We start from the raw sequence: 26,816 nt of genomic DNA on the forward strand, positions 1-26,816 counted from the left end.
GCGGGGCGGGGGGGGGGGGGGGGGGGGGGGGGGGGGTGGGGGGGGGGGTGGGGGGGGGGGGGGGGGGGGTGGGCGGGGGGGGGGGGGGGGGGGGGGGGGGGGGGGGGCCCCCCCCCCCCCCGCCGGCGGGTGCTACCTCTGCTTGATCCTCAGGAACGTGACGGAGTCCGCCGGGAAGGTGTAGGTGAACTTCCCGGAGACGCCCCTGAAGGTGGACGTCACCGGCGTCACCGGCGTGTCCGTCTCGGTGTTCACCGCGTCCGGCTCGGCGGCCAGCGTGGTCACACGGGCGGTGGAGGCGACCTTGGCGCCGCCCAGGTCGATGGCCGTACGGGCCTCGGCGGACCGGGCGTTGACGACCTTGACGATCAGATCACCGGTCTTGGCGTCCTTGGTGACGACCTGGCGGAACGGCTCGGCCGGCTTGTCGTCGGTGAAGCTGCCCCACTCCTTGCCGTCCAGGAAGAGGGTGACCTGGCGGCCGCGCACCTTGATGTCGATGTCGTAGGCACGGCCGGTCTCGATCGAGCCCGCCTTCGTCATCAGCGTGCCCTTGCCGCCGTCCACGGCCTGCTCGATGGCGCCCTGGGTGTTGTTCCAGCCGCCCAGGTTCCACCAGTAGTAGTTGCCGGTGTCCTTGACTCCGAAGGCGACCAGGAAGCCCTCCTTGCCGGACTTCTTGGTGGCCTTCACATGCAGGTCGTAGTCCTTCCAGGCCGGGTCGCCCGCCGTGACCATGGTGTTCTCGGTCGCGGCGTCGGTCTGGACGTACTGCCCGTCCTGGATGCTCCAGCTGCCGCGGCCGCTGCCCGTCCACTTCGAGGCGTCACCGGAGAAGTCGTCGCTCAGCAGGGTCGAGCCGTCCGCCGAGGTGACCTTCACATCGTCGTACGCGGCGCTGGTGGCCCACGTGGACAGGCCGACGGCGCCGGTGATGGGGCCGCTGACGTCCGGTGTGGTGGTGGCCTTCGACGGGACCACGCGGTCGCCGACGTTGGTCATGAACAGCTTCTGGACCTCGTAGTTGGCCGAGTTCCAGGAGGCCCGGTTGTTGAACCAGATCATGTCGGGCCGCCACTGGACGTAGTCCTCGTTGGCGAGCAGCGGGGCGTACGAGGCGAGCTTGACGATGTCCGCGTTGCGCTCCAGGCCGGTCATGTACGCGGCTTCGGAGAGGCCGTTCTTCCAGGCGTTGCCCTGGGAGGCGTACTCACCGAGGAAGACCTTGGGGCCCTTGCGGTCGTAGGAGTCGTAGCGGTCGTTGTTCTGCAGGAACCAGTTCGGGCTGTTGTAGTAGTGCTCGTCGACCATGTCGACCTTGCCCTCGCGGTTGAGCTGCCAGGCGGTGTCGAAGGTCGTGCCGGCGTCGTCCGGGCCCGAGTTGGAGATGACGGTGATGTCCGGGTACTCGGCCTTGATGGCGGCCCGGAACTGCTGGAAGCGGGCGAAGAACTCCTTGGGGAGGTTCTCCTCGTTGCCGACCCCGATGTGGGTGAGGTGGAACGGCTTGGGGTGGCCCATCTTCGCGCGCACCTTGCCCCACTTGGAGGTCGCCGGTCCGTTGGCGAACTCGATGAGGTCGAGGGTGTCCTGGATGTGCCGCTTGAGCAGGGCGTCGTCGTCGGTGGCCTTGTTCTGGCCGCAGCCCGTGACCAGCGCGGGGACGACGGGCAGCGGCATGGCGCCGATGTCCTCGGAGAGGCGGAAGTACTCGTAGTAGCCGAGGCCGTAGCTCTGGTTGTAGCCCCAGAAGTTGGAGTTGGTGGCGCGCTCCTCGACCGGGCCGATGGTGTCCTTCCACTGGTAGCTGCGCTTGCGCTGCCAGTTCGAGGCCTCGCTGTAGTCCTCCATGGAGCCGGTGTTGACCAGGCAGCCGCCGGGGAAGCGCACAAAGCCCGGCTCGAGGGCGGCGATCTTCTCGGCGAGGTCCTTGCGCAGGCCGTTCGGCTGGTTCTTGTACGTCTCGCGCGGGAACAGCGACACCTCGTCGAGCGCGGCGGCGTTCGTCGAGGCCACGGCGAGGCGGCCCCGGTTGCTGGTGCGGGTCGCGGTGAAGGTGGCCTTGTACTTGGCCCAGCCGCCCTTCACGGCGACCTGGCGTGCGGTGGCCAGCGTGCCCGCGGTGTCCTTCAGCGAGACGGTGAGCGTGGTGCCGTTCTCGGCACGGGCCCATACGGAGAAGTCGTACCGCTTGCCCTTGTCGACCCGGATTCCGGTGTTGTAGCCGGCGTTCGTGACGGACGCGCCGGCGCCCAGGGAGAGGTAGTTGCGGTTGCGCGCGTTGAGGCGGCCCGCGTCGTTCACGACCTCGGCCGTGCCGCCGACCGCCCAGGAGGTCAGGGGCGTGTAGGAGCCGTTGTCGGCGGTGGAGTACTCGAAGGATCGGTTCTGCACGAGCTCGGCGTACAGACCGCCGTCGGCGGCCCGGTTGATGTCCTCGAAGAAGACGCCGTACATCGTGTCGTCGATCGCCGCGCCCTTGGCTGACGGGTCGACGGTGATCGCGTAGTCGGTGACGTCCTCGGCGTGCGCGGGGGCCGGTACGAGGGCTGCTGCCGTCAGGAGGGCGGTGGTCGCGAGACCGAGTCTCCATCGGGTGCGGGCGGTGCGTGGCATGGATACTCCGCGGCTCTCTGGTAGAGGAGTGTTCGAAATATCAGACATTGATCAGCACTTCGAACGGCAAGATAGGGAGGGGGCCGATGCGCGTCAATGGGTCGCGCAGCAACGGGTGGGACGGAGAGCGGGACGGAATGGGCGAGTTCTGGCCAGTGCCGGACGCGCTGGCGTATCTGGCCGGACGCTGGGGCGTGACGCGGTCGGTGCGGGATCTCGCGGGCGGCGAGCAGGGGGAGTTCTCCGGAACCACCGATTTCCGGACGGAGTCGGGCGGCGGCCTGCTGCACCACGAGTCCGGCACCTTCGTCTGGCAGGGCGTCGCCCGGCCGGCCGAGCGGACGCTGCGGTTCCTGCCGGGCCCGGACGGTACCGCCGACGTGCGGTTCGCGGACGGCCGGCCGTTCCACGACCTGGACCTCACGTCCGGGCGGCATGTCGCCGACCACCCCTGCTCGGCGGACCTCTACCGCGGCGAGTTCACGGTCCTGGACGCGGACCACTGGCGGACGGTGTGGCGGGTGCGCGGTCCGGCCAAGGACCTGGTGCTGCGCACCGACTACGCGCGCGAGGGCTGAGCGGACACCCCGTCGAAGCGCAGGTTCCAGCGCCCGCCCCGGCCTGTCACCGAGGTCGTCGACAGCGGGCGGACGTCGATGTTCCAGTACGTCGAGGGCGGCGCCTTCAGGGCGTAGACCAGGGCGGCGCGGATCACGGACGGCTCGGCCACCGCCACGACACGGCAGCCGTCGTCGACGGGCCGGGTGTCGAGCCAGCCGCCGACCCGGGTGATGAAGTCCATCAGCGACTCACCGCCGTGCGGTGTGGCACGCGGGTCGGCGAGCCAGGCGTCCACGGCCTCCGGCTCCCGGGCCATCGCCTCGCCCAGGGTCAGCCCGCGCCAGCGGCCCATGCCGCAGTCCCGCAGGGCGAGTTGCACGAGCGGCGCGTACCCGAGCCCCTCCCCCGTCGCGCGGCTGCGCGGGGTCGGCGAGCAGTAGCGCAGCTCGGCCGCGGCGAGCGGCAGCAGTTCCTGGGCGGCGAGCTCCACCTCACCCCAGCCGGCCTGGTCCAGCGGCCGGTCGTCCTCGAATCTCTCGGCGAGCAGCGGAGAGCTGCGCGCTGCGGCGACGAATGTGACCCGAAGTGGCATGCGGCGATCGTGGTTCCCGCAAGTGCGCAGGTCAAGAGCTGTTACCTGGGAGTTACCCAGGGTGCGCCGGCCCTCACTGGCCGAAGATGAGCGCCATCCAGTGCTCGGGGTGCTCCAACTCCGCGAAGCCCAGCCGCTCGTAGACACCGTGCGCGTCGTGCGTGGCGAGCAGGACGCGCCGCACACCGTACGACCGCAGCTCGTCCCGTACGGCCGTCAGGAACGCGGTGCCGATCCCCTTGCCGCGCACCGACCGGTCCACGTAAACGTCGCACAACCATGCGAAGGTGGCCCGGTCCGTGATGACCCGGGCATACGCCACCTGCTCCCCCGAAACCGTCTCGTACACGCCGAAGTTGAGCGAACCCTCGATCGCCCGGTCCTGCTTCTCGCGGGAGCGTCCCAGTGCCCAGTACGCGTCGGTGGACAGCCAGTGGTGGACGCGCTCGGGGTCGATACGAGCGGGGTCGGCGGACATCTCGTAGCCCTCGGGCAGGGGCGGCGTCTCGGTCATGACGGGATGCTCGCAGGCCCCCGCCCACGCGTCGAACGCTTATCCCAGCACCTCGTCGCAGGCCGTACGCAACCGCCGTACGCCCTCCGTGATCTCCCCGGTCCCCGCGACCGCCGCGAAGCTCAGCCGGATGTGGGCGGCCGGCGGCTCGGCGCTGAAGTAGGGGCGCCCGGGAGTGATCGCGACACCCGCGCGCAGGGCGGCACCGGTCAGGGCGGACTCCTCCACGCCCTCGGGCAGCCGCGGCCACAGGTGGTAGCCGCCCGACGGGATGTGCGGCAGTGCGAAGTCCGGCAGGTGCAGCCCGAGCGCGGTGGTCATCGCGTCCCGGCGCGCCTTCAACTCGGCGGAGACGGACCGCAGATGACGCGGCCAGGCGGGCGAGCCGACGAGTTCCAGCGCGGCCTCCTGAAGGGGCCGGGGCACGAAGAAGGTGTCGACGACCTGGATGGCGCGCAGCCGCTCCAGGACCGGCCCGCGCGCGGCCAGGGCGCTCACCCGGAAGCTCGGCGAGGTCGCCTTGGTCAGCGAGCAGACGTGGACGACGACGCCGTCGGGGTCGTCGGCGGCCAGCGGGCGCGGCAGCGGCCCGGCGTCCTCGTGCACCAGCCGCCGTACGAAGTCGTCCTCGACGACGAATGCGCCCGCCTCGCGCGCGATGCGCAGCACCTCGGCGCGGCGCTCGGGCGCGAGCACCGCACCGGTGGGGTTCTGGAAGAGCGGCTGGCAGACGAAGGCCGGGGCGCCGGTGGCCCGGAAGGCGTCGGCGAGCAGCGCCGGTTTCACTCCGTCGGCGTCCACCGGGACGGGCACGGGGCGCAGGCCCGCGGCACGGGCGATGGCGAGCATGCCGGGATAGGTCGGCGACTCGACCAGGACGGGGGCGCCGGGCGGGGCGAGGGCGCGCAAGGAGGTGGTGAGCGCGGACTGTCCGCCCGCGGTGACCAGCACCTCGGCGGCGGTGAAGGACCCGCCGATGCCACGCGCGAACCACTCGCGCAGCTCCGGCAGCCCTTCCATGGGCGGGCGCCCCCAGGCCCCGGGACGCCGTCCGGCACGCGACAGGGCGGCGGCCATCGCCCGCTCCGGCTGAAGCGACGGGTGCAGATAGCCGCCGTTGAACTCGATCACGCCGGGCGGCGGGGCGGCCAGCGACACCAGCACGCCTGAGGCGTCCACCGAGCGCGGTACTAGGTCGGCGGCGCCGTCCGCGCTGAGCGCGACCTCCTGCCAGGAGGTGTCCCCGGCGGACGCCGGTGCCGTCCTGGTCTGCGCGCGGAACGCGCCCGCACCGGGCCGGGTGATCACCAGGCCCTCGGCGGCGAGCTGCGCCAGAGCCCGGGAGACCGTCACGGGGCTCACTCGGAACCGCTCGACGAGGGCACGGCTCGACGGCAGCTTTCCACCCGGTGAGTAGCGGTCAAGCTCCCTCCGGAGCCGTTCTGCCAGCTCAGCGACACTGCTACGCTCTTGCATGAGAGTACAGAGTAGCGCTACTACCGCACCTCGGATAGCAGTCGCCACGGATTCCGACCGCCCCGGCCTCGGCACCCTCCAGGCCGCCCTCGGCGTCATCGCCTTCTCCCTCACGTTCCCCGCCACCGCCTGGGGACTGGAGGGCTTCGGGCCCTGGTCGCTGGTCGCCGTGCGGAGTGTCCTGGCCGCGGTGATCGCGGGCGGGTGTCTGCTCGCCCTGCGTGTGCCGCTGCCCGACCGGGGGCACTGGCCGGGCCTCGCGGTCGTCGGGGGCGGCGTGGTGCTCGGATTCCCGCTGCTGACCACGCTGGCGCTGGGGACCTCGACCACCGCGCACGCCGCCGTCGTGGTCGGCCTGCTCCCCCTCACCACCGCCCTCTGCTCCGCCCTGCGCGTCGGCACCAGGCCCTCGCGCACCTACTGGACGGCGGCTCTCGTGGGCGCGGCGGCGGTGCTGGCCTTCACGGTGCAGCAGAGCGGCGGCGCACTGAGCACGGCCGACCTGTACCTCTTCGCGGCGCTACTGGTGTGCGCGGCCGGCTACACCGAGGGCGGCCGGCTGGCCCGGGTGATGCCGGGCTGGCAGGTCATCGGCTGGGCGCTGGTGCTGTGCCTGCCGCTGACCGTGCCCGTCGCGGCGTTCGCGCTGGCGCAGGAGCCCGTCCGCCTGACCGCGCACAGCGTCACGGGGCTGCTGTGGGTCGCGGCGGGCTCGCAGTTCGTCGGCCTGGTGGTCTGGTACCGGGGCATGGCGGCCATCGGCATCCCGAAGGCCAGCCAGTTGCAGCTCGCCCAGCCCCTGCTCACACTGGTGTGGTCGGTGCTGCTGCTGGGCGAGCACCTGCCGGTGGCCGCCCCGCTGACGGCAGCGGCGGTGCTGGTCTGCATCGCCGTCACACAGCGGGCGCGCGGCTGAGCGCGGCGGGCCCGGCCCCCTGCCAAGTGGCGTCCCCCGCCGTAGACTCGAGGCCACGGACCGCTGCTCCGCACCTCGTGAGGAGGCCCCAGATGCGCGCAACCGTGGGCGACCAGCTTGTCCAGCACGGCAGGGTGGTCGGTCAGCACGACAAGGTCGGCGAGATCGTCGAAGTGCTCGGCCAGGAGGGCAGCCCCCCGTACCGCGTCCGGTTCGAGGACGGGCACGAGGGAGTGTGCTCACCGGGACCCGACACCGAGATCCGGCACCGGGAGACCACCACCGGGCCGTGATGCGGCCCGGAGGCGACGTCTACTCGTAGTGGTCGGCGACGACCTTCGCCATCGCCCCGATCCGATCGGTCGCCACGTCCTTGGCGGCGAAGAAGACGTGCCCGCGCACCTGCGCGTAGTCCTCGGCCAGCGCCAGGTGCCGGGACAGCTCGGCCGGGTTCTGCCAGGCCGCGGGCTGCGCCGGGTCACCGGCCTTGTACAGCGCCTCCCCCACGTAGAGCTGCGTCGAGGTGCCGCGCGCGACCTCCGCCCACCAGGGCACCAGCTTCGCGTAGTCGGCGGCGGCGAAGCCGATGTTCCAGTACAGCTGCGGGACGATGTAGTCGATCCAGCTCTCGCGCACCCACTTGCGGGTGTCCGCGTGCAGGTCGTCGTAGGTCTGCACGCCGGCCCGGGTGTCCGAGCCGCGCTTGTCCGTGGCGGCGTTGCGCCACACGCCGAAGGGGCTGATGCCGAAGCGGGCGCTCGGCCTGGCCTTCTTGATGCGGGCCGCCGTCTCCTTCACCAGCTTGTCGATGTTGTCCCGCCGCCACGCGGCCCGGCTCGGGAAGCCGCCGCCGTGCTCCTCGTAGGCCGCGTCGTCGTCGAAGCGCCGGCCCGCCACCGGGTACGGGTAGAAGTAGTCGTCGAAGTGGACGCCGTCCACGGGGTACTTCCGCACCGCGTCGAGCATCGCGTCCTGCACGAAGGCACGGACCTCGGGCAGCCCCGGGTTGTAGTAGAGCTTCCCGCCGTATGTCACCACCCAGTCCGGGTTCCGGCGCGCCGGGTGGGAGGCGGCGAGCCGGGACGGGTCGGCGTGCGTAGCGACCCGGTACGGATTGAACCAGGCGTGCAATTGCAGACCGCGGGCGTGGGCCTCCTCGACGGCCGTGCCCAGCGGATCCCAGCCCGGGTCCTTGCCCTGCGTGCCGGTGAGGTACTGCGACCACGGCTCGTACGGCGAGGGCCACAGGGCGTCCGCCGTCGGCCTGACCTGGAAGAACACCGTGTTGAGCCGCCTGCGGACCGCCGTGTCGAGGTGCTTGCGCAGCTCGGCGCGCTGCTTCGACGCGCTCAGCCCCGGCTTGGACGGCCAGTCGCGGTTGGCCACGGTCGCCAGCCATACGCCCCGCATCGCGGAGGCCGCCCTGTCACCTCCCTTGCCGTCCCTGTCGACGTCCCCCTTGGGTGCGGCCGACGCCGGAGGCACCATCGTGAAAGCCGACAGCGCCGCCACCGCGAACGCCCTGCGTGACACTCGTCCCATCCGCATGCCCCAAAATGCCGCGGATCCGCCCGGTCGCGGATCGCTCCGGGCCCAGAATGCCCGACTCTGGGCCTACCCCCGCGATCGATCATCGATACTTGGGAGTAACGTGCTCGAACGGAGCAGGCACCGGACCACGGAGCACCTGCCCGGACGTGGATCAGCAGCGAAAGGGACGATGTGACGGACATCCCAGCGGGAGACATTGCACGCGTCGGAGTCGTGGGCTGCGGTCAGATGGGCGCGGGGATCGCCGAGGTGTGCGCCCGGGTCGGTCTGGACGTCATGGTCGCCGAGACCACCGGCGAAGCCCTGGAGATCGGCCGGACCCGGCTGTTCAACTCCCTGGCCAAGGCAGCGGAGCGCGGCAAGATCACCGAGGAGGAGCACGAGGCGGCGCAGGCCCGCCTGAGCTTCACCACGGACCTCGGCGAGTTCGCCGACCGTGACCTGGTGATCGAGGCCGTCGTCGAGAGCGAGCACGTCAAGACCGAGATCTTCCAGGTGCTCGACCAGGTCGTGACCCGGCCCGACGCCATCCTGGCCTCCAACACCTCCTCCATCCCGCTGGTGAAGCTGGCCGTGGCGACCTCGCGGCCCGACCGGGTCATCGGCATCCACTTCTTCAACCCGGCCCCGGTGCAGAAGCTCGTCGAGCTGATCCCGGCGCTCACCACGTCCGAGGACACCATCGGCCGGGCCGAGCAGTTCACCGAGAAGCTCCTGGGCAAGCACGCGATCCGCGCCCAGGACCGCTCCGGCTTCGTGGTCAACGCGCTGCTGATCCCGTATCTGCTCTCCGCGATCCGTATGTTCGAGACGGGCATCGCGAGCCGCGAGGACATCGACAACGGCATGGAAATGGGCTGCGCCCACCCGATGGGCCCGCTGAAGCTCTCCGACCTCATCGGCCTGGACACGGTCGCGTCGGTGGCCCAGTCGATGTACGAGGAGTACAAGGAGCCCCTGTACGCCGCTCCCCCGCTCCTCCAGCGCATGGTCGACGCGGGCCGCCTGGGCCGCAAGACGGGCTCGGGCTTCTACACGTACGACTGACCCGCTTTTCATGCGGCCCGGACGACCCCGAGGCCGATTACGGACGGTCAGATTTCGGCCAAACCGTGGGCCCGGCACCGGAATTGGTGCCGGGCCCACGGCATTCACACACCGTGTGCGTGCCGGGCTCGCATATGCCCCTCGCACACTCTCCCCAGGCGCCCACCAGGCGAGTTGACTCCACATGCGCATACAAGGGATGTGAAACGACTACGGAAAGGAGCGGACTCGTGGCCGCCGATCCCGAGCATCCCGTCGTTCATGGAGAACTCGCAGAGTTACGACGCCGCCTCGACGTGGCCTACGCCCGCGTCGAGGGAGGGCTGGCTCTGCTCAGCCACCGCACCGAGGAGACCGCCAAGGAAATCGACGAGCTCAACACCCGGATCCACACGCTCGAGCACACGCGCTGGCCGCTGCCCGCGGTCGCCGCCCTCACCGCCGTGGGTGCCCTCGTCCTGGCGATCTGGCAGGCGCTGGGACGCTAGCCCCTGCCCGACCTAGGGCAACGCGTCCTGTCCGAGCCTGAGATGGTGCAGCAGAAGTAACGCGGCCGCCATGTTGGCGGCCGGGACCTCGCCGCGGGCGACCATGTCGGGGACGAGTTTGAGAGGGACCCATTCCCGGCGGTCCGACTCGAAGTCGTCCACGGGGTGCCCTACGTACTCGCCTTCGTCGGCCCAGTACACATGGTGCCGGGCGTCGGTGAGCCCGTTGGACGGCTCCACGCTCATGAGGTGGTGCAAGGGCCCCGGCCGCCAGCCGGTCTCCTCCTCCAGTTCCCTGGCGGCCGCGCGGGCGATGTCCTCGCCGTCCTCGACGACGCCCGCCGCGAGTTCCCACCCCCAGCTGTCCGTGATGAAGCGGTGCCGCCAGAGCAGCAGCACCTCGTTGGCCTCGTTCACCACCGTGGCCACCGCGACAGGCCGCATCCGTATGAGGAAGTGGTCGAGGTGCCGGCCGTCCGGTAGTTCGACATCCGCGAGATTGACGCTGAACCAGCGGTTTGAGTACACAGTTTGTTCGTTGTGTTTCGTCCACTGCACGGTTCTGCCACCTTCCGTCGAGTAAGTGGCAATATCGCAGCAGGGACGTACTGACAGCAGGCGCACAGGAAGCGCCTCGGAGGGACACGGGCACCACCGCCCGGATCTACAACGGTACGCGCAGTGCCCCGTCGATGAGTTCGGCGGCCTCGGCCGTGCCCGCGCCACCGCTGCGCACCAGATGCTCGCGCACCGCGCGCAGCCGGTCCCGCAGCCGCTGGGACTCCATGCCGCGGGCCTGCTCGGCCATCTGCACGGCGATGGCCACCGCCTTGTCGGCATTGCCCTGCCGCAGTTCGATGGTGCTCAGCATGGCCAGCCGGTGCACCCGGCCGCGGTCGTGCGCCGGGTTGTCGACGGCGGCGGCGGCATGCTCCCCGGCGGCCGCGACCTCCCCGAGACTGAGCAGCGCCTCCGCCACCTGGACGTTGACGAGCCCCGGCTGGACATAACCGGTCTCGTCGGGCTCGTGACCACGCCGGATGCGCTCGGCGGACTGCTCGGCCCGCCGGATGCAGGACAGGGCACTGGTGCCGTCGCCGAGATGCGCGTACGCCTTGGCCTGCATCGCGTACAGGTCGGAGGCGAGTGCCGGGGTGATCTGCTTGCCGGCGGCCCGCAGCGCTGCCTCCGCGAAGGCGACGGACTGCCGGTACTCCCGCATGAACAGCGACTGGTTGACGAGCAGGGCGATCACATACGCCCCGAGTCCCCGGTCCCCACTGGCCTTCGCGAGCCGCAGCGCCTGGTGGAAGTAGCGCTGCGCGAGGCCGTGGGCGTCGGAGTCGTAGGCACAGATCCCGGCGACGGCCACCAACCCGCCCGTCGCCCGGTGGAGTTGCCGGCCGGTCTCGTCGGTGTAGCTGCCGCGCAGCAGCGGGGCGGCCTCCGCGTTGAGGAAGCCGACGATACGGGCCCGCGTCGCGATGCCCCCGGCCTTGCGGTACATCTGCTCGTAGTGGGCCCGGGCCGACCGCAGCATCTCCAGATCGCCCGCGGTGACCCGGTGTCTGCCGCCACGGGAGACGTCCACGTCCTCGGGCGGGTTCTCCCACTCCCACACCGGCATGACGGCGGGCGTACCGGTGAGCGCGGGCGCGCCCAGGATGTGCGGACGCTGCTGCTGGTCGGAGCGCCACAGGGCGGTGGCCCGCTCGACGAACCCGGACAGGGAACCGGTGTGCGGGGCGGACGGCTCGCCGGGCATACCGAGGCCGATGTCGTCGAGGGTGATGTGCCGTTGGAGCCGGGCGGCGAGCACCTCGCAGATCAGGTCGGGTACCTGGCCCCTGGGGCGCTGCCCCTTCAACCAGCGGGCGACGGCGGTGTGTTCGTATCTCAGGGACAGGCCCCGTGCCCGTCCCGCCTGGTTGACGTGTGCGGCCAGCCCCGCGTGCGAGATCCCGGCTTCGTCCAGGATCGCGTCGAGCAGAGTGTTGGGCTGCATATGGGCCCCCCGTGTGGCTCGGTGCGGCCAGATTAGTGGTTCCTTCTTCACACGGGGTGTGAACGGAGTGCTCGAATCCGCGCTGTGTGCGCGCTGTCGCGCAGAGTCGCCGGCCGGTTGACTGAAATGCCTCGAAAGAGGCCGGCCGGGCCGCCGGCTCCCCCTCGTACAGTGCGGCGGCCCGCTTCCGCCGTCCGCCCAGCCGCCTGCCCGACACTCCGTGGCGGGGCGGACGGCATCGCCGGCCGGCCGGGCGAGTCATCGCCGGTGGGTCAGAGGTGCGTTGTCGACTGCGGGGGTGTTGCGGTGGTTCGCGCGGTTCCCCGCGCCCCCGGGGGCATGCATGCGCCGTTCCTCAGGACCAACAGGGCGATGTCGTCGGCCGGGGCGCCGTCGGTGTGCTCGACCAGCGCGCTCCGGACACGGCGGAGAACCGCCCGCGGTACGGGCGACTCCTCCCGTGCGGCGCCCGTCAGCGCGGTGGGCAGGGGGAAGAACCGGCCACGCGAGTCCCTCGCGTCCTGGACACCGTCCGTGTAGAGGAACAGCGCGTCGCCGGGCGGGAGATGCCCCAGACCGACGGTCGACAGCACGTCCGGCAGGGGAAACACTCCCAGCGGCGGGTACGGGTCGGCGGGGGCGAGCAGTTCGGCCCGGGTACCGCTCAGCCGGTACGGCCACGGATGCCCGCAGTTCAGGGCGACCATCTCGCCGTCGACGCGGATCTCCACCAGCAGCAGGGTCACGAACTCCTCGGCGATGCTCGCCGGATGCACCTGGCGCAGATGCCGGTCCAGGGCGCGTTCCAGCCGGCGCAGCACCCCGCCGAGGTCCGCCTCGTCGTACGCGGCCTCGCGGAAGCAGCCGAGCACGGCGGCGACGGTCCCGAACGCGCCGATCCCGTGCCCGCGTACATCGCCCATCACGGCCCGTACGCCGTGCTCGGTGGCGACGACCTCGTACAGGTCACCACCGATCGCGGCCCCCGGCTCCGCCGACAACTGAACGGCGGCGACGTCCAGCCCGCCGATACGCGAGGGCAGCGGCCGCAGCACCGCGTTCTGTGCGGCGGCCGCGACCCGGCGCAACTGCCGCAGCTCACGCACCAGCGTCCGCCGCACATGAAGGATCACCCCGGTACCGACCGCGAAGAGGACTGCACCGGGAAGACCGAGGCTGCGCACCCGACCCTTGAAGCGGATCATGCCGATGGCCCCCCAAATAGGCCCTGACACACAGAATCGGACCGGCCCAAGAAGGCCGGTCCGATTCTGTCGACAGCAAGCCGGAAAGGGCAGGATTACCTACCCTTACCACCCAGATGAGTGATCCGGCCCTAGCTCCGCAACTCGGCGCCCACACGCTCACCGGCTCGGGCAACCGCCGCATCCCGGGCCGCCGACGCCTCATCCACCGTCAGCGTCCGGTCAGCCGCCCGAAAGCGCAACGCGTAGGCGAGCGACTTCCGTCCCTCACCCAACTGCTCGACATTCTCGTACACATCGAACAGCCGGATCGACTCCAGCAGCTCCCCGGCCCCGGCACGCAGGGCCTCCTCGACCTCCGTCGCCGGAACCACCGCGTCGACGACCAGGGCGACATCCTGCGTGGCGACGGGGAACGCGGAGATCCGCGGCGCCGTCAGCGTGGCGTCGCCGGCCTTCTCCACCGCGTCCAGGTCGATCTCCATCGCGCAGGTACGCGCGGGCAGCCCCAGCGCCTTGACGACGCGCGGGTGCAACTCCCCCGCGTGCCCCACGACCCGCTCGGCACCGTCCACGGTGATCGCCAGCTCGGCGCACCGGCCCGGGTGCCACGGTCCGTACTGCCCCTTGCGGATGATCAGCTCGGCGCCCGCCTCACGGGCGACGCTCCGCGCCGACTCGACCGCGTCGGCCCAGTCGGCCGGACGGCCCTTGCCCCACCAGCCGGACTGCTCGCGGGCACCGGCGAGGACGACGGCGGCGTGCCGCGGCTGCACGGGCAGCGCGGCGTTCAGCTCGGCGATCTCCTCGTCGGTCGGGCGGCGGTCGACGGTGAGCACGGCGGCGGTCGGCTGCTCCTCGCGCGGCTGGAAGACCAGGCCGGTCTCGAACAGCGCGAGATCGTGCGAGCCCCGGCCGTCGTTGCGCCGCAGGGCACCCAGCAGGCCCGGCAGCAGCGAGGTGCGCAGCGCGGGCTCCTCGTCGCTCAGCGGGTTGCTGAGCCGCACGACACGGCGGGCCGGGTCGTCTGACTCCAGGCCGAGCTGGTCGAAGACCTGCTCGCTGACGAACGGGTAGTTCGGCGCCTCGACGTACCCGGCACCGGCCAGGGCCCGGCCGACGCGGCGGTGCAGCCGCTGCCGGTGGGTCAGGCCACGGCCGGCCGGCGGCCTGGGCAGCGTGGAGGGCAGGTTCTCGTAGCCCTCCAGTCGGATGACCTCTTCGGCCAGGTCGTTCGGGTCGGTGAGGTCGGGCCGCCAGGACGGCACGGTGACGATCAGCTCGTCCTGCCCGTACACGTCACAGCCGACCTGCTGGAGGCGGCGTACGACGGTCTCGCGGCCGTACACGACGCCCGCGACCTTGTCCGGGTGGTCGGCCGGGAGGGTGATGGTGTGCGGCGCGGTCGGGGCGAGGACCTCGGTGACACCGGCCTCGGCGGTGCCGCCCGCGAGCAGGACCAGCAGGTCGACGGTGCGCTGCGCGGCGGCGGCCGCGGCCTGCGGGTCGACGCCGCGCTCGAAGCGCCGGGACGCCTCGGAGGACAGCTTGTGCCGGCGGGCCGTGCGCGCGATCGACACCGCGTCGAAGTGCGCGGCCTCGATCACCACGTCGGCCGTGGCGTTCTCCACGTCGTCGTGGTCGGCGATCTCCGTGTTGGCGCCGCCCATGACGCCGGCGAGCCCGATCGGACCGCGGTCGTCGGTGATCACCAGGTCCTCGGCGCCCAGCGTGCGCTCGACACCGTCGAGGGTGGTGAGCTTCTCGCCCTGCTCGGCCCGGCGTACGCCGATGGTGCCCTGGACCAGTCCGCGGTCGTAGGCGTGCAGCGGCTGGCCGAGCTCCATCATCACGTAGTTGGTGACGTCGACGGCGAGCGAGATCGGGCGCATGCCGGCCTTCTGCAGCCGGCGCCGCAGCCAGATCGGGGAACGGGCCTCGGCGCTCAGGCCGGCCACCGTACGGGCGGTGAAGCGGTCGCAGCCGGTGGGCTCGGAGATCCGCACCGGGTAGCCGTAGGCGTTCGGGCCGGGCACGTCGAGCAGGGCCGGGTCGCGCAGCGGCAGGCCGTAGGCGATGGCGGTCTCGCGGGCGACGCCGCGGATGGACAGGCAGTCGCCGCGGTTGGCGGTGACGGCGATGTCCAGGACCTCGTCGACCAGCTCCAGCAGCTCGACGGCGTCCTTGCCGACCTCGGTCTCCGGCGGCAGCACGATGATGCCCTTGGTGCCGTCGTCGCCCATGTTCAGCTCGTCGCTGGAGCAGATCATGCCGCGCGACATCTTGCCGTAGGTCTTGCGCTCGGCGATCTGGAAGTCACCGGGCAGGACGGCCCCGGGCAGGGCGACGACGACCTTGTCGCCGACGGCGAAGTTGCGGGCGCCGCAGACGATCTCCTGGGGCTCGCCGGTGCCGTTGGCCTGGCCGACGTCGACGGTGCAGAAGCGGATCGGCTTCTTGAACTCCGTCAGCTCCTCGATGGTCGCCACCCGGCCCACGGCCAGGGGACCCTTGAGGTCGGCGCCGAGCTGCTCGACGGTCTCGACCTCCAGACCGGCCGAAATCAGCTTGGCCTGCACGTCACGACCGGTCTCCGTCTCCGGCAGGTCGACGTACTCCCGCAGCCAAGAAAGCGGGACCCGCATCAGATCTCCATCCCGAACGGCCGGGTGAACCGGACGTCACCCTCGACCATGTCTCGCATGTCTTCGACGTTGTGGCGGAACATCAGCATCCGTTCGATGCCGAACCCGAAGGCGAAACCGCTGTACTTCTCCGGGTCGACACCGCAGGCCCGCAGCACGCGCGGGTTGACCATGCCGCAGCCGCCCAGCTCGATCCAGCCCTCGGACGAGCAGGTGCGGCAGGGGCGGTCGGGGTTGCCGACGGAGGCGCCTCGGCAGACGTAGCAGACCATGTCCATCTCGGCGGACGGCTCGGTGAAGGGGAAGAAGTTCGGCCGCAGCCGGGTCTTCATGCCCTCGCCGAACAGCGACTGGACCATGTGGTCCAGGGTGCCCTTGAGGTCGGCCATGGTGAGGCCCTCGTCGACCGCGAGCAGTTCGACCTGGCGGAAGACGGGCGTGTGCGTGGCGTCCAGCTCGTCGGTGCGGTAGACGACACCGGGACAGATCACGTAGACCGGCAGCTCGCGGTCGAGCAGGGAGCGGATCTGCACGGGCGAGGTGTGGGTGCGCAGCACGACGCCGGACTCGGTGCCGCCCTTCGGACCCTTCACGAAGAAGGTGTCCTGCTCGCCGCGGGCCGGGTGGTCCGGGCCGATGTTCAGGGCGTCGAAGTTGAACCACTCGGCCTCGACCTCGGGCCCCTCGGCGACCTCGTAGCCCATGGCCACGAAGATGTCCTCGATGCGCTCCGACAGTGTGGTGAGCGGGTGCCGGGCGCCGGCCGGTACACGGTCGTGGGGCAGCGTGACGTCCACGGCCTCCTCGACGAGCACGCGGGTGTCCCGCTCGGCCTCGAGTTCGGCCTGGCGGGCGGCGAGGCCCTTGTTCACGGCGCCGCGTGCCTGGCCGACGCGCTTGCCGGCCTCCGCCTTGGCGTGCGGGGGCAGGGCGCCGATCTCGCGGTTGGCGAGGGCCAGCGGGGAGGTGCCGCCGGTGTGGGCGACCTTGGCCTCCTGGAGCGCGTCGAGGGAGTCCGCGGCGGCGAAGGCGGCGAGCGCCTCGTCCCGCATGCGCTCGATCTCTTCCGGTTTCAGTGTCTCGACCTCGACCGGGTCGTACGACTTATTGGGTGCCGACATCTCTTCCCGTGCTTCCGATTGTCCCCCAGCTACCGCTGGGAGGTGCCCCCACGCTGAGGGTCCCCGTCACCCACTCCGAGACTCCGCGATGGGCCGTGTGCAGGACACATGGGTGCCAATGGCCGAGTCTAACGGGGTGGAGGTATACGAATGCGCCCGCGGGCACTCAGGCGAGATAGGCCGGAGCGCTCACGGGCAACGTAAATCGGAACTCGGCGCCGGCGCCGGGCGCCCGGCCGACCGTGATGGTGCCGCCGTGGGCCTCGACGATGCCCTTGACGATGTAGAGCCCGAGGCCGGTGCCGCCGCGCTTGCTGCCCCGCCAGAAGCGGGTGAAGACGCGGTTCATGGACTCCTCCGGGATACCGGGCCCCTCGTCGCTCACCGTGACCGACGTACCGGTGTCCTCGCCCTCTCGGGGGGACGCCGTGGCCGTGACGTCGATCGTGACAGTTCCCTCGCCGTGCCGCACGGCATTTTCCAGGAGGTTGCTGAGCACCTGGTCGATCTTGTCGGGGTCGGCCCACAGGTCGGGCAGCGGCTGCTGGACGCGCAGCAGGAACCGGTCGGCCCGCTGCCCGGCGGCGACGTAGGCCTGGATGTGCCGTCCGACGGCCGCGCCGATGTCGACGGGCTGGCGGCGCACCTCCAGCCGGCCGGAGTCGATCCGCGAGATGTCGAGCAGCTCGGCGATGAGCCGGGTGACCCGGTCGGCGTCGGCGTCGACGGTCTCCAGCATCAGCCGCTTCTGATCGTCGGTGAAGCGTTCCCACTTGGCGAGCAGGGTGGCGGTGAAGCCCTTGACCGAGGTGAGCGGGGAGCGCAGTTCGTGGGCGACGGTGGCGATCAGCTCGGCGTGGCTGCGCTCGGTTCGGCGCCGGGCCTCGGTGTCGCGCAGGGTGACGACGAGGCGCCGGACGGGCCCGGTGGGCCGGCCGCGGACGTAGCGCGCGGAGACCAGCACTTCACGCCCGCCGGGGAGAAGGAGATTGCGCTCGGGCTGTCCGACGCGGATGGCGAGGCCGCCGTACGGGTCGGTCAGCTGCCACCAGCGGCGGCCCTCCAGGTCTTCTAACGGCAGGGCTTTCTCAAGCCGCTGCCCGAGGGCGTCCCGGGCGCTGACGGCGGTGATGCGCTGGGCGGCGGCGTTGAAGCAGATCACGCGGCCCTGCTCGTCGGCGACGACGAGTCCGTCGGGCAGCTGGTCGGGGTCTATGCCGAGGCCGGCGAGATCACCGGGCGGCCCGAACGCGGCGGGCGGGTGCCCGGCGTCCTGGGCTCCCGGTGCGCTGCTCGTCCCGACGCTCATCCCCGTTCCCCACCTCTCAGGTTCCATGGGGGTCCCCCCTGCTCGAGCGCAGCCGACAGCTTGGGGGAGGGTCCCTGAGCTGGTCACCCTACTAGTTCCCGGTGACGGAACGGCACCCTCCGGCGGCGCGCTGTGCACGCGCGGACGCATAGAGACATACGGCGGCGGCGGTGGCGAGGTTCAGGCTCTCGGCCTTCCCGTGGATCGGGACGCGCACGACGGCGTCGGTGAGGGCGCGGGTCTCCTCCGGGAGGCCCCAGGCCTCGTTCCCGAAGACCCAGGCGGTGGGCCCGCCCATGGTGCCCTTGTCGAGCTCCTCGTCGAGGTCGCGGTCGCCCGCCCCGTCGGCGGCGAGGACCCGCACACCGGCGGCCCGCAGCCTGTCGACCGCCTGCTCCACGGGCACGCCGACGGCGACGGGCAGGTGGAACAGGGAGCCGACGGAGGCACGGACGGCCTTGGGGTTGTACACGTCGACGGAGGCGTCGGTCAGGACGACGGCCTCGGCACCGGCGGCGTCGGCGCAGCGCAGTACGGTGCCGGCGTTGCCGGGGTCGCGGACGTTCGCGAGGAGGGCGACGAGCCGGGGTCGCGCCTGGAGGACCTCCTCGAAGGGCGTGTCCAGGAAGCGGCAGACGCCGACGAGTCCCTGCGGGGTGACGGTGGTGGAGATGTCGGCGATGACCTGCTCGGAGGCGAGGTGCACCCGGGCGCCGGCGTCCCGGACCGCCCCCAGGATGTCGGCGTACCGCTCGGCGGCCTCCAGCGTCGCGAACAGCTCCGTGAGCGTGGCCGTGTCCCCGGCCCGATGCCCGGCCGCCTCGCGCACGGCCTGCGGCCCCTCCGCGAGGAACAGCCGCTCCTTCCCCCGGAAGTTCCGCTTGGCCAGCCGCCGCGCGGCCAGGACACGGGGCGAGCGGGGGGAGATGAGCTCGGGCGTGGCGGGGGACATCCTGTTCACTTTCTCCTAGCTGCACAGCAGGACCCGCAGGCCGTTCGGCCTGCGGGTCCTTGAATCACGTCGGCTTGCGGCCGGCGCGGCGTCACGCAGCCTTGGGCGCGTTGACGTCGCTCGGCAGCGCCTTCTGAGCGACCTCGACGAGCGCGGCGAACGCACCGGCGTCGTTGACGGCCAGCTCGGCCAGGATCTTGCGGTCGACCTCGACGTTCGCGGCCTTCAGACCCTGGATGAAGCGGTTGTACGTGATGCCGTTGGCGCGGGCAGCGGCGTTGATGCGCTGGATCCACAGCTGACGGAAGTCACCCTTGCGCTTCTTGCGGTCGTTGTAGTTGTAGACCAGCGAGTGGGTGACCTGCTCCTTGGCCTTGCGGTACAGGCGCGAACGCTGACCGCGGTAGCCGGAAGCCTGCTCGAGGATCGCCCGGCGCTTCTTGTGGGCGTTCACTGCCCGCTTGACGCGTGCCACTTTTTAACTCCTTGTAGCGGGGCCGCGGTGGTCGTCACACGGCCCGAAATCGATTGGGTCCCGGTCCTGACGTACGGCGCTCGCGCGCCGAAGCGTCACTTGCCGAGAAGCTTCTTGATCTTCTTGGCGTCGCCCGGGGCCATCTCGGCGTTGCCGGTGAGGCGACGCGTCACACGGGACGACTTGTGCTCGAGCAGGTGGCGCTTGCCGGCGCGCTCGCGGAGCACCTTGCCGGAGCCGGTGATCTTGAAGCGCTTGCTGGACCCGCTGTGCGACTTGTTCTTCGGCATAGCGCCGTACTCTCCTCGTCGGTGGCGCTCCGGTGCCCGGTCGTGAAACCGGGCACGGTGGAGCGTCGTCTTGTTTCGGTTGCTTCCTCGGGACTCACGTCCCCAGGGGTCACGCCTCGGCGGGCTCCTCGGCCGGCGCCTCGACGTCCACGTCGGCGTCCGCGTCGGCTTCCGCGGCGTTCTGCGAACGGCCGGGGTTGGCCTTCGCTTCCGCCTTGCGGGCCTCCTGCGCCTGGCGAGCCTCGGCCATCGCCTCGGTCTTCTTCTTGTGCGGACCGAGGACCATGATCATGTTTCGGCCGTCCTGCTTCGGGTTCGACTCCACGAAACCGAGGTCCTGGACGTCCTCCGCGAGACGCTGCAGCAGTCGGTAGCCCAGCTCGGGCCGGGACTGCTCGCGACCACGGAACATGATCGTGATCTTGACCTTGTCGCCCTGCTTGAGGAACCGGACGACGTGACCCTTCTTGGTGTCATAGTCGTGCGGGTCGATCTTCGGCCGGAGCTTCATCTCCTTGATGACCGTGTGCGCCTGGTTCTTGCGCGCCTCACGGGCCTTCATGGCCGACTCGTACTTGAACTTCCCGTAGTCCATGAGCTTGCACACGGGCGGACGGGCATTCGCCGCGACCTCGACCAGGTCCAGGTCGTACTCCTGCGCAAGCTCCAGTGCCTTGGCCAGCGGGACGATGCCCACCTGCTCGCCACTGGGACCGACAAGTCGCACCTCGGGAACGCGAATCCGGTCGTTGATGCGGGGCTCGGCGCTGATGGATCCTCCTCGGTAGCACCACGCGACGGTCTGGCGGACGGCCGCGTAACGTCTCTATTCGATAGACCTAACCGAGCGGAAGCAGAAAAAATGCCCCGGACGATCCCAGGCGGGGCTCCTCGAACTACCGGAGCACCGCCGCGGTGACCGCGGGGCGCGCTTTCGGACGGATCGCCGCCGCTGGGACGGGATCGTCTGACCGGTGACCCGCCGCCCTGGGGGCGGTCAGGTGGGAGTTCGAAAGCCTCCACTTGTGGGCCGGGCTCGCGGGCCGTGAGGCATACGGGTCCGACCGGTCGTTACACGAGGTTACCAGCAACGGCCAGGAGAGGCTAATTGGGACGCCGTGGGGCCTGGTGCGGCTCGGGCCCGTCCTGCGCCTATCGTGTGGGGCATGAGTGAGACCCCTCCTGAGTCCCCCGACTTCGACGCCATGGCCCGCGACATCGCCGAGGTCCCGGCGGTCGAGGTGATCGTGACGGTCGCCGTCAACCTGATGAGCGCCGCCGCGGTGAAGCTCGGTCTGACCGAGGAGGGCGACAAGCACAAGGACCTGGACGAGGCCCGCAAGCTGGTGCACGCGCTGGCCGGCCTGCTGGACGCCTCCGCGACCGAGATCAGCTCCTTCCACGCGTCGCCGCTGCGCGACGGTCTGAAGTCGCTGCAGCTGGCGTTCCGCGAGGCGTCGCTGAGCCCGGACGAGCCGGGCCAGGGGCCGGGCGAGAAGTACACGGGCCCGGTCTACGGCTAGTCCGGGAGGCCGGCCGCGGCCAACCGGTTACGGCCGGCCACCGCCAGTCCGTCAGCGTTCGTACAGGGGCTCGCCCGGGGGCGTCGCCTCGGCCGGCAGCAGTGCCAGGTCGAGGCCGCGCACCAGGCGGGCCCTCAGTGTCTCGTCGGCGGCGAGCCGCTCGGCGACGGCCCGGGCGGCCTCGGCCGGGGTCGCCGACTCTTCGAGGACCAGGGCGAGGGTGCCGTCGGCCCGGCCCGGTCCGAGATGGGCGCGCAGGACGGCGGGCTCGGCGGCCACGGCCTCGCGTACGGCCGCGATCACGGCCGGGTCGGCCAGCGGGTCGGTGCTGGACCGCCCCTCCGCGAGGGCGAGCAGCGCGGAGCCGGTCAGTTCGAAGGGCACGGGTCCCGCCAGATCCAGCACGACCGTGTCCGCCTTCTCGTGGGCGGCGGCCTGGAGGGCCTGGTGCAGGGGCACGGCGACGGGGCGCGCCTCCGGGTCCCAGCGGGCGAGGGAGTCCGTGGACGTGAAGGCGGGGAGGGCGGTGCGGTCGCCGGCCTTCAGGGTCGGTACGGCCATGTCGCTGGTCTTCTCGCGGCGCAGTCCCCGCTCGTCCTCCTCGACCTCGCCGAGCACGGCCACGACGGGGACCAGCAGCCGGGCGTCCTTGAGGGCGTCGAGGACCGGGCCCACTGCGGCGCGGTCCTCCGACCAGGCGGCGAGTGCCGCGCTCAGCCGGGGGTCGGCGGAGCCGTCGTCGTCGGAGAAGCCGGAGTCGGGGATGTTCTTGTTCGCCACGGTCGTCGACCCTATCGGCCGGCTGCCGCGGCTTCGGCGGCGGTTCTGACGGCCGGCCGCTAGAAGTCGTCGCGGCTCGTGCGGCGGCCGCGCCACAGGACCACGGCCGCCACCAGCAGGACGCCGCCGGCGCTGCCCGCGAGGGGGGCGGCCCAGTCGGCGGTGTCGTCGCCGGAGGCGGCGGCGTCCGGCCCGCTGCCGAAGTACTTCTCGCCGTGCGACGCCGAGCGCAGGCCCTCCGGCTCGAGCCCGTCGGCGGCCTTGATGGCGGCGGCCGGGTCGATGAAGCCGAAGCCCCGGGAGTCGTCGCGGCCCCCGACGGGGGCGTTGCGGGCGGTGTCCTCGAGGAGCGACTTGACCTGGGCCGGGGCCAGGTCCGGGTGGGCGGCCTTGACCAGGGCCGCGGCGCCGGAGACGAAGGCGGCGGCGGCGCTGGTGCCCCAGCCCTCGTAGTACTTGTGGTCGGGGTCGGCGATGACGACGTCGACGCCGGGGGCGCTGACGGTGGCGTACCAGCGGCGGGTGGAGAAGGAGGCGCGGGTTCCGGAGCGGTCGACGGCGGTGGCCGCGATGACGCCCGGATAGGCGGCCGGGTAGGAGATGTGGTCGCCCTTCTCACCGCCGTTGCCCGAGGAGGCGACGACGACCACGCCCTTCTTCAGGGCGTACTGGATGGCCGAGTCCTCTGTGGGTTCGGGGTGTGCGGAGGCGGAGTCGTCGCCGAGGGAGAGGTTGATGACGTCGGCGCCGTGGTCGGCGGCCCAGCGGATGCCCTCGGCGAGGGCGTTGCCGCGGGTGCTGCGGGCCTTGGCTCGGGAGGGGTCGCCGTCCTCCAGGATCACGCGGACGGGGAGGATCTTCGCCTCGGGGGCGATGCCGAGGACGCCGTCGGCGTTGCCCGGGCCGTGTCCGTGGCCGGCGATGATGCCGGCCATGGCGGTGCCGTGCCGGGCCCAGGCGCGATCGCCCGGCTCGGCTCCGAAGCCGACCAGGTCCTTGCCGGTGAGGACGTTGCCGGTCAGGTCGGGGTGGTCGGCCTCGACGCCGGTGTCCAGGACGGCGACGGTGACGCCGTCGCCCTTGGTGGTCTGCCAGGCCTCCTGGGTGTGCATGGCCTCCAGGGCCCACTGCTGGGCGCGGATGCTGTCGGCGTGGGCGGCGGGGGCGGGGAGCAGGACGAGGCCGGCGGCGAGCAGGACGCCCAGGGCTCCGGCCCGCCGGAACGGGACGGCTCGCCGGGGCGCGACGGCCCGCCGGGGCGCGGGGGCTCGGCCCGCCGGGCGGCTTGCGGCTTTCACGACGGCTGCTCCGTGGCCGAGCGGACGTTCTTGCGGAGGCCGCGTTCGACGCGGTCGGCGAGGCCCTGCGCCTCGTTGCCGAGGCCGGCCTGGGCCGGGGCGGTGGTGGCGTTCGGCTCCATGGCGTCCTCGGCCGGCTGCGGGTCGTCGACGGTACGGCCGTCGGCCCAGCCGGAGACGGCGTAGACGACGACCGGCGCCTCGGTGAGCACGGAGACGGTCCAGGCGGCGCGCTGCCCCGCGCCGAAGTGGACGGCGGGGGTGTCCTTCGCGGCGTACGGCAGGGGTATCAGGTCGTTGCGGCGGTCCAGGCGCTCCTTGCGGAAACGGTTCGCGAGGGAGGTCATGCCCGGGGCGTCGGCGGTGGTGAAGAGCAGGCCGACGGTGGTCACATAGCTCTGGGTGGCGTCGGTGTAGGTGGCGCGCAGGAGCCGTTCGCAGCCGACGGGGGCGAGGGCCTTGCGCAGCAGGGGGTCGAAGGCGTCCTTGCAACCGCTGTCCGGGGCGACGGCGATCCGGGTCCAGGTGCGGTCGGCTCCGCCGGGGCCGGCGCCCCGGCCTTCCACGGTGGGCGGGAACAACTGGTCGACGGGGACGTTGTGCCAGAGGCTGCCGGCCGTGGCGAAGGTGCTGCGCGAGCCCTCCTCACCGGAGTCCCCGACCAGCCAGCTGCCGGTGACCGCGCCCGAGATGAGTCCCAGCCCGAGCACGAGACAGGCCGCGGCCGCGGCGGCCTGCGACGCACCGCGCCGGCCGAGCGGGCGGGGCCGGGCTTCACCGTCGTATCCCTCGGGCTCCCCGAACGACACGACGGGCCGCGCGCCGGTGAGGGTTCCGCCGGGCGTCAGGGGGGCGCTCCAGGAGAAGGCCGGGTCGGGGGAGGCGGGGGCGGAGTCCGGGAGCGGAGGGGCCGAGGCGGCAGGGCGGGGCCGCTGGGTGGGCGCGGGCGGCACGCGCGTCCCCAGGCCCTCACCGGAACCGGAACTGGAGCCGGCACCGGCTCCGGCTCCGGCTCCGGCTCCGGCTCCGGCGAACAGACCTTCACCGGCCTGCGGCTCACGCGTGAGGGGCGGCGGGGTGCCGGGGCGTACGGGGCCGGGACGGCCGGAGGTCTCGGTGGTCCCGGAGGCCGGCCGGTCGGACCGCTCGGCGGGTGACGGGTCCGCGGGGATCGGCCGCAGGCGTCGGGTCGTCTCCGCCGCGTTCTCGGCGGGGGCGCCGGTACGGCGTGGCATGGGGAGCGGCCCGGGCCGGACGGAGGAGCCCGGAAGGTGACGCGGCCGCGGAGGGGTGTCGGGCGGTGTGGACGGCCTGTTCGACGCGGGCCGGCTCTCGAGGCGGACGCCGGGCGGCGTGTCCGGGAAGCGGGCGGAGGCGAGGGGCGGGGGCGGTGTCGTGGGCTCGGTGCGCTCGGTGCGCTCGGGCGCGGTGGCGCCGAGGCTCGGGAAGCGAGGGCGGCCGTTCGCACCGCCGCGGGTGCCGGAGGTTGCCGGACCGGACGAGCCGCCGCCCCGGGCCGCCGTTCCGGGCCCGGTGCCGTCCCCTGCCGACGAGCCACCCGCACCGGAGCGCCCACGGGACGAGTCCCGGTCCTCGGCGGCAGAGCCCGTCGAGGCCGCCTCACGCGCCGAGGAGGGCCCCTGCGCACCTGCCGTCAGGCCACCGGCATCGAAGAACCCACGCCCGTCCGACACACCACGCGCCCCGGCGACGGAAGAACCGGGCTGGTCGGTGTCCCGCTGCGCGGAGAGCCTCGGTGAACCCGTCGTCGAGCCCTCGCCCTGCATGGTGCGCGACCGGCCGGTGTCAGCTGACTCGCGCCCGTCCGCACCCGACGGGGCGTCGTCGCCCGTGGCCGTGTCGGGCGGTTCGGCTGTCGTGTTCTTCGGGGGGTGCGGGGGACGCGGTGGGCTGCTGGGGCGTGGGGGGAAGGAGGCACGCCGCGCTTCCGTGCTCATGCACCCCCCGTTTCCTCGTGCCCGGGCCGCTGCGTTCCGCGCGGGCCGGTGGCGCCCTGCCCGAGGCCCGGCACGGAATCGTCCCGGGCACACATACCCGTACGGACGGAGCGTCATCCGGCGCGGATCCCCGGCCGGCTCGTCCGCCGTACGTGCGCGTCACTCTACGGCTTGTCGCCGCACGAACGGGAACCAGTCCACGACCCCGGGGCATCTGCCCGGAACGTCCCCCTACCCTGCGGTAATCCAGTCTGGCAGGCTGCGTTCATGACTGCGCGCGCCGCCGACCGGGCCCGTTACGACCGGGCCACAGCCCATCTCGACGCCCCTCTCGCGATCGTGGACCTGGAGGCCTTCGACGCCAACGCCGCCGATCTGGTCCGCCGCGCCGGGGGCAAGCCCGTCCGGGTCGCCAGCAAGTCCGTGCGGTGCCGGGCGCTGCTGGAACGCGTTCTGGCCCGGGAGGGCTTCGCCGGGATCATGTCCTTCACGCTCGCCGAGTCGCTGTGGCTGGCCCGGTCGGGGTTCGAGGACGTGCTGCTCGCCTACCCGTCGGCCGACCGTGCCGCGTTCGCCGAGCTCGCCGGTGATCCCAAGCTCGCCGCCGCCGTCACCGTCATGGTCGACGATGTGGCCCAGCTCGATCTGATCGACGCCTCGCGGGGTGGCGGTCGTGAAGTGGTGCGAGTGTGCCTGGAGTTGGACACGTCCCTGAGGCTGCTCGGCGGGCGGGTGCGCGTCGGGGCCCGGCGTTCGCCGCTGCACTCCCCCGCGCAGGTCGCGGACGTGGCCCGGGCGGTGGCCCGGCGGCCCGGCTTCGAGGTCGTGGGGATCATGGCGTACGAGGGGCATGTCGCCGGTGTCGGGGACGCGGTGGCGGGGCGCCCGCTGCGGTCCCGTGCCGTACGGCTGATGCAGGCCGCCGCCAAGCGTGAACTCGCCGAGCGGCGTGCGGAGGTGGTGCGCGCGGTGCGGGCCGTCGTGCCGGGGCTGGAGTTCGTCAACGGCGGCGGCACCGGTTCGGTGCAGCACACGGCGGCGGAGGACTCGGTGACCGAGATCGCCGCCGGGTCGGGGCTGTACCTGCCGCGGCTGTTCGACAACTACACGTCGTTCAGCGGCCGTCCGGCGGCCCTCTTCGCCCAGCCGGTCGTCCGGCGGCCCGGGGTGGGCGTGGTGACCGTGCTCGGTGGCGGGTATCCGGCTTCCGGGGCCGCCGGGGCCGACCGGTCGCCCGTGCCGTATCTGCCCGAGGGGCTGCGCTACGACCCTCAGGAGGGGGCCGGTGAGGTGCAGACTCCGCTGCTCGGCTCGCCCGCCGACGATCTGCTGATCGGTGACAAGGTCTGGTTCCGGCACGCGAAGGCCGGTGAGCTGTGCGAGCGGTTCGAGCGGCTGCAGCTGATCGAGGGCGACGCGGTGACGGCGACCGTGCCGACCTACCGCGGCGAGGGTCACACGTTCCTGTAGGACGTCAGCCCGTCAGCCCGCCGG

General features: G+C 72.1%; 25 protein-coding genes. 7 read left to right on the plus strand and 18 right to left on the minus strand.

What is annotated here, in order from left to right; translation table 11 throughout:
- Window positions 1-132 precede the first annotated feature (132 nt).
- Complete coding sequence (locus ACFT32_RS36430; RefSeq protein WP_382497753.1) at window positions 133-2,616, minus strand: alpha-L-arabinofuranosidase C-terminal domain-containing protein; 2,484 nt, start codon at window positions 2,614-2,616, stop codon at window positions 133-135.
- A 137-nt stretch (window positions 2,617-2,753) separates the two neighbouring features.
- Here ACFT32_RS36430 and ACFT32_RS36435 point away from each other — a divergent pair, with 137 nt between their 5' ends.
- Window positions 2,754-3,194, plus strand: coding sequence for a DUF6314 family protein (locus tag ACFT32_RS36435; protein WP_382498124.1), 441 nt, complete (start codon window positions 2,754-2,756; stop codon window positions 3,192-3,194).
- Here the strand turns inward: ACFT32_RS36435 and ACFT32_RS36440 are convergent.
- The 3 genes from ACFT32_RS36440 to ACFT32_RS36450 form a co-directional block, all read right to left on the minus strand.
- Window positions 3,176-3,769: a histidine phosphatase family protein gene (locus tag ACFT32_RS36440; protein ID WP_382497755.1), complete on the minus strand. Its 594-nt coding sequence runs from the start codon at window positions 3,767-3,769 to the stop codon at window positions 3,176-3,178. The two genes, ACFT32_RS36435 and ACFT32_RS36440, sit on opposite strands and share 19 nt — an antisense overlap.
- Before the next feature lie 73 nt (window positions 3,770-3,842).
- Window positions 3,843-4,283 (minus strand): GNAT family N-acetyltransferase, encoded by a 441-nt coding sequence (locus ACFT32_RS36445; RefSeq protein WP_382497757.1) that lies wholly within the window; start codon window positions 4,281-4,283, stop codon window positions 3,843-3,845.
- Between the two features lie 39 nt (window positions 4,284-4,322).
- Window positions 4,323-5,759 (minus strand): PLP-dependent aminotransferase family protein, encoded by a 1,437-nt coding sequence (locus tag ACFT32_RS36450; protein ID WP_382497759.1) that lies wholly within the window; start codon window positions 5,757-5,759, stop codon window positions 4,323-4,325.
- Between ACFT32_RS36450 and ACFT32_RS36455 the strand changes: the two genes are divergently transcribed.
- A complete protein-coding gene (locus tag ACFT32_RS36455) occupies window positions 5,758-6,675 on the plus strand; it encodes a DMT family transporter (RefSeq protein ID WP_382497760.1) in 918 nt (305 codons plus the stop codon). The two genes, ACFT32_RS36450 and ACFT32_RS36455, sit on opposite strands and share 2 nt — an antisense overlap.
- Window positions 6,676-6,767: 92 nt before the next feature.
- A complete protein-coding gene (locus ACFT32_RS36460) occupies window positions 6,768-6,968 on the plus strand; it encodes a DUF1918 domain-containing protein (RefSeq protein ID WP_059422898.1) in 201 nt (66 codons plus the stop codon).
- 19 nt (window positions 6,969-6,987) lie between these two features.
- On the opposite strand, the gene ACFT32_RS36465 is transcribed toward ACFT32_RS36460, so the two are convergent.
- On the minus strand, window positions 6,988-8,217 hold the full coding sequence (locus tag ACFT32_RS36465) for a glycoside hydrolase family 10 protein (protein WP_382497762.1): 1,230 nt from the start codon (window positions 8,215-8,217) through the stop codon (window positions 6,988-6,990).
- 180 nt (window positions 8,218-8,397) lie between these two features.
- Between ACFT32_RS36465 and ACFT32_RS36470 the strand changes: the two genes are divergently transcribed.
- Both ACFT32_RS36470 and ACFT32_RS36475 read left to right on the plus strand, forming a co-directional pair.
- Complete coding sequence (locus ACFT32_RS36470; RefSeq protein ID WP_382497764.1) at window positions 8,398-9,273, plus strand: 3-hydroxybutyryl-CoA dehydrogenase; 876 nt, start codon at window positions 8,398-8,400, stop codon at window positions 9,271-9,273.
- 230 nt (window positions 9,274-9,503) lie between these two features.
- Window positions 9,504-9,761, plus strand: coding sequence for a hypothetical protein (locus tag ACFT32_RS36475; protein ID WP_184597347.1), 258 nt, complete (start codon window positions 9,504-9,506; stop codon window positions 9,759-9,761).
- A gap of 12 nt (window positions 9,762-9,773) precedes the next feature.
- Here ACFT32_RS36475 and ACFT32_RS36480 read toward each other — a convergent pair whose 3' ends face one another.
- From ACFT32_RS36480 to infC, 10 genes are all read right to left on the minus strand, one after another.
- Entirely contained in the window at window positions 9,774-10,319 is a 546-nt protein-coding gene (locus ACFT32_RS36480) for an NUDIX hydrolase (protein WP_382497766.1), read from the minus strand.
- Window positions 10,320-10,425: 106 nt separating this feature from the next.
- Window positions 10,426-11,766 (minus strand): transcriptional regulator, encoded by a 1,341-nt coding sequence (locus ACFT32_RS36485; RefSeq protein ID WP_382497768.1) that lies wholly within the window; start codon window positions 11,764-11,766, stop codon window positions 10,426-10,428.
- Between the two features lie 272 nt (window positions 11,767-12,038).
- A complete protein-coding gene (locus tag ACFT32_RS36490; RefSeq protein WP_382497770.1) occupies window positions 12,039-12,971 on the minus strand; it encodes a PP2C family protein-serine/threonine phosphatase in 933 nt (310 codons plus the stop codon).
- 131 nt (window positions 12,972-13,102) lie between these two features.
- Window positions 13,103-15,616, minus strand: a complete 2,514-nt coding sequence (pheT, locus tag ACFT32_RS36495) for a phenylalanine--tRNA ligase subunit beta (RefSeq protein WP_382497772.1) — start codon at window positions 15,614-15,616, stop codon at window positions 13,103-13,105.
- A complete protein-coding gene (pheS, locus tag ACFT32_RS36500) occupies window positions 15,616-16,737 on the minus strand; it encodes a phenylalanine--tRNA ligase subunit alpha (RefSeq protein WP_382497773.1) in 1,122 nt (373 codons plus the stop codon). The genes pheT and pheS overlap by 1 nt, the downstream gene beginning before the upstream one ends.
- A 166-nt stretch (window positions 16,738-16,903) precedes the next feature.
- Entirely contained in the window at window positions 16,904-18,046 is a 1,143-nt protein-coding gene (locus tag ACFT32_RS36505; RefSeq protein WP_382497775.1) for an ATP-binding protein, read from the minus strand.
- Window positions 18,047-18,137: 91 nt separating this feature from the next.
- Complete coding sequence (locus ACFT32_RS36510; RefSeq protein ID WP_382497777.1) at window positions 18,138-18,998, minus strand: TrmH family RNA methyltransferase; 861 nt, start codon at window positions 18,996-18,998, stop codon at window positions 18,138-18,140.
- 91 nt (window positions 18,999-19,089) lie between these two features.
- Window positions 19,090-19,473: a 50S ribosomal protein L20 gene (rplT, locus tag ACFT32_RS36515; RefSeq protein ID WP_004002577.1), complete on the minus strand. Its 384-nt coding sequence runs from the start codon at window positions 19,471-19,473 to the stop codon at window positions 19,090-19,092.
- 95 nt (window positions 19,474-19,568) lie between these two features.
- Window positions 19,569-19,763, minus strand: a complete 195-nt coding sequence (gene rpmI / locus ACFT32_RS36520; RefSeq protein ID WP_059419477.1) for a 50S ribosomal protein L35 — start codon at window positions 19,761-19,763, stop codon at window positions 19,569-19,571.
- Between the two features lie 109 nt (window positions 19,764-19,872).
- Complete coding sequence (gene infC / locus ACFT32_RS36525; protein ID WP_359896758.1) at window positions 19,873-20,535, minus strand: translation initiation factor IF-3; 663 nt, start codon at window positions 20,533-20,535, stop codon at window positions 19,873-19,875.
- 394 nt (window positions 20,536-20,929) lie between these two features.
- Here infC and ACFT32_RS36530 point away from each other — a divergent pair, with 394 nt between their 5' ends.
- Window positions 20,930-21,286, plus strand: coding sequence for a DUF1844 domain-containing protein (locus ACFT32_RS36530; protein WP_215122530.1), 357 nt, complete (start codon window positions 20,930-20,932; stop codon window positions 21,284-21,286).
- Window positions 21,287-21,337: 51 nt separating this feature from the next.
- On the opposite strand, the gene ACFT32_RS36535 is transcribed toward ACFT32_RS36530, so the two are convergent.
- The 3 genes from ACFT32_RS36535 to ACFT32_RS36545 are packed head-to-tail and all read right to left on the minus strand — an operon-like array spanning window position 21,338 to window position 25,322.
- Window positions 21,338-22,066: an SseB family protein gene (locus ACFT32_RS36535; RefSeq protein WP_382497779.1), complete on the minus strand. Its 729-nt coding sequence runs from the start codon at window positions 22,064-22,066 to the stop codon at window positions 21,338-21,340.
- A gap of 59 nt (window positions 22,067-22,125) precedes the next feature.
- Window positions 22,126-23,364: a type VII secretion-associated serine protease mycosin gene (mycP, locus tag ACFT32_RS36540; protein ID WP_382497781.1), complete on the minus strand. Its 1,239-nt coding sequence runs from the start codon at window positions 23,362-23,364 to the stop codon at window positions 22,126-22,128.
- The gene (locus ACFT32_RS36545; RefSeq protein WP_382497783.1) at window positions 23,361-25,322 is read right to left on the minus strand and encodes a hypothetical protein; all 1,962 of its coding nucleotides are present in this window, start codon (window positions 25,320-25,322) and stop codon (window positions 23,361-23,363) included. The genes mycP and ACFT32_RS36545 overlap by 4 nt, the downstream gene beginning before the upstream one ends.
- A 267-nt stretch (window positions 25,323-25,589) precedes the next feature.
- Between ACFT32_RS36545 and ACFT32_RS36550 the strand changes: the two genes are divergently transcribed.
- Window positions 25,590-26,792: an amino acid deaminase/aldolase gene (locus ACFT32_RS36550; RefSeq protein ID WP_382497785.1), complete on the plus strand. Its 1,203-nt coding sequence runs from the start codon at window positions 25,590-25,592 to the stop codon at window positions 26,790-26,792.
- Window positions 26,793-26,816 lie beyond the last annotated feature (24 nt).

It is taken from the genome of Streptomyces sp. NPDC057002, from assembly GCF_042673825.1.
Lineage (GTDB): Bacteria > Actinomycetota > Actinomycetes > Streptomycetales > Streptomycetaceae > Streptomyces.

Coding starts and splice junctions, on each gene's coding strand:
- ACFT32_RS36430 (WP_382497753.1), bottom strand. CDS start 2,616: ATGCCACGCACCGCCCGCACCCGATGGAGACTCGGTCTCGCGACCACC.
- ACFT32_RS36435 (WP_382498124.1), top strand. CDS start 2,754: ATGGGCGAGTTCTGGCCAGTGCCGGACGCGCTGGCGTATCTGGCCGGA.
- ACFT32_RS36440 (WP_382497755.1), bottom strand. CDS start 3,769: ATGCCACTTCGGGTCACATTCGTCGCCGCAGCGCGCAGCTCTCCGCTG.
- ACFT32_RS36445 (WP_382497757.1), bottom strand. CDS start 4,283: ATGACCGAGACGCCGCCCCTGCCCGAGGGCTACGAGATGTCCGCCGAC.
- ACFT32_RS36455 (WP_382497760.1), top strand. CDS start 5,758: ATGAGAGTACAGAGTAGCGCTACTACCGCACCTCGGATAGCAGTCGCC.
- ACFT32_RS36450 (WP_382497759.1), bottom strand. CDS start 5,759: ATGCAAGAGCGTAGCAGTGTCGCTGAGCTGGCAGAACGGCTCCGGAGG.
- ACFT32_RS36460 (WP_059422898.1), top strand. CDS start 6,768: ATGCGCGCAACCGTGGGCGACCAGCTTGTCCAGCACGGCAGGGTGGTC.
- ACFT32_RS36465 (WP_382497762.1), bottom strand. CDS start 8,217: ATGGGACGAGTGTCACGCAGGGCGTTCGCGGTGGCGGCGCTGTCGGCT.
- ACFT32_RS36485 (WP_382497768.1), bottom strand. CDS start 11,766: ATGCAGCCCAACACTCTGCTCGACGCGATCCTGGACGAAGCCGGGATC.
- ACFT32_RS36490 (WP_382497770.1), bottom strand. CDS start 12,971: ATGATCCGCTTCAAGGGTCGGGTGCGCAGCCTCGGTCTTCCCGGTGCA.
- pheT (WP_382497772.1), bottom strand. CDS start 15,616: ATGCGGGTCCCGCTTTCTTGGCTGCGGGAGTACGTCGACCTGCCGGAG.
- pheS (WP_382497773.1), bottom strand. CDS start 16,737: ATGTCGGCACCCAATAAGTCGTACGACCCGGTCGAGGTCGAGACACTG.
- ACFT32_RS36505 (WP_382497775.1), bottom strand. CDS start 18,046: ATGAGCGTCGGGACGAGCAGCGCACCGGGAGCCCAGGACGCCGGGCAC.
- ACFT32_RS36510 (WP_382497777.1), bottom strand. CDS start 18,998: ATGTCCCCCGCCACGCCCGAGCTCATCTCCCCCCGCTCGCCCCGTGTC.
- rpmI (WP_059419477.1), bottom strand. CDS start 19,763: ATGCCGAAGAACAAGTCGCACAGCGGGTCCAGCAAGCGCTTCAAGATC.
- ACFT32_RS36530 (WP_215122530.1), top strand. CDS start 20,930: ATGAGTGAGACCCCTCCTGAGTCCCCCGACTTCGACGCCATGGCCCGC.
- ACFT32_RS36545 (WP_382497783.1), bottom strand. CDS start 25,322: ATGAGCACGGAAGCGCGGCGTGCCTCCTTCCCCCCACGCCCCAGCAGC.
- ACFT32_RS36550 (WP_382497785.1), top strand. CDS start 25,590: ATGACTGCGCGCGCCGCCGACCGGGCCCGTTACGACCGGGCCACAGCC.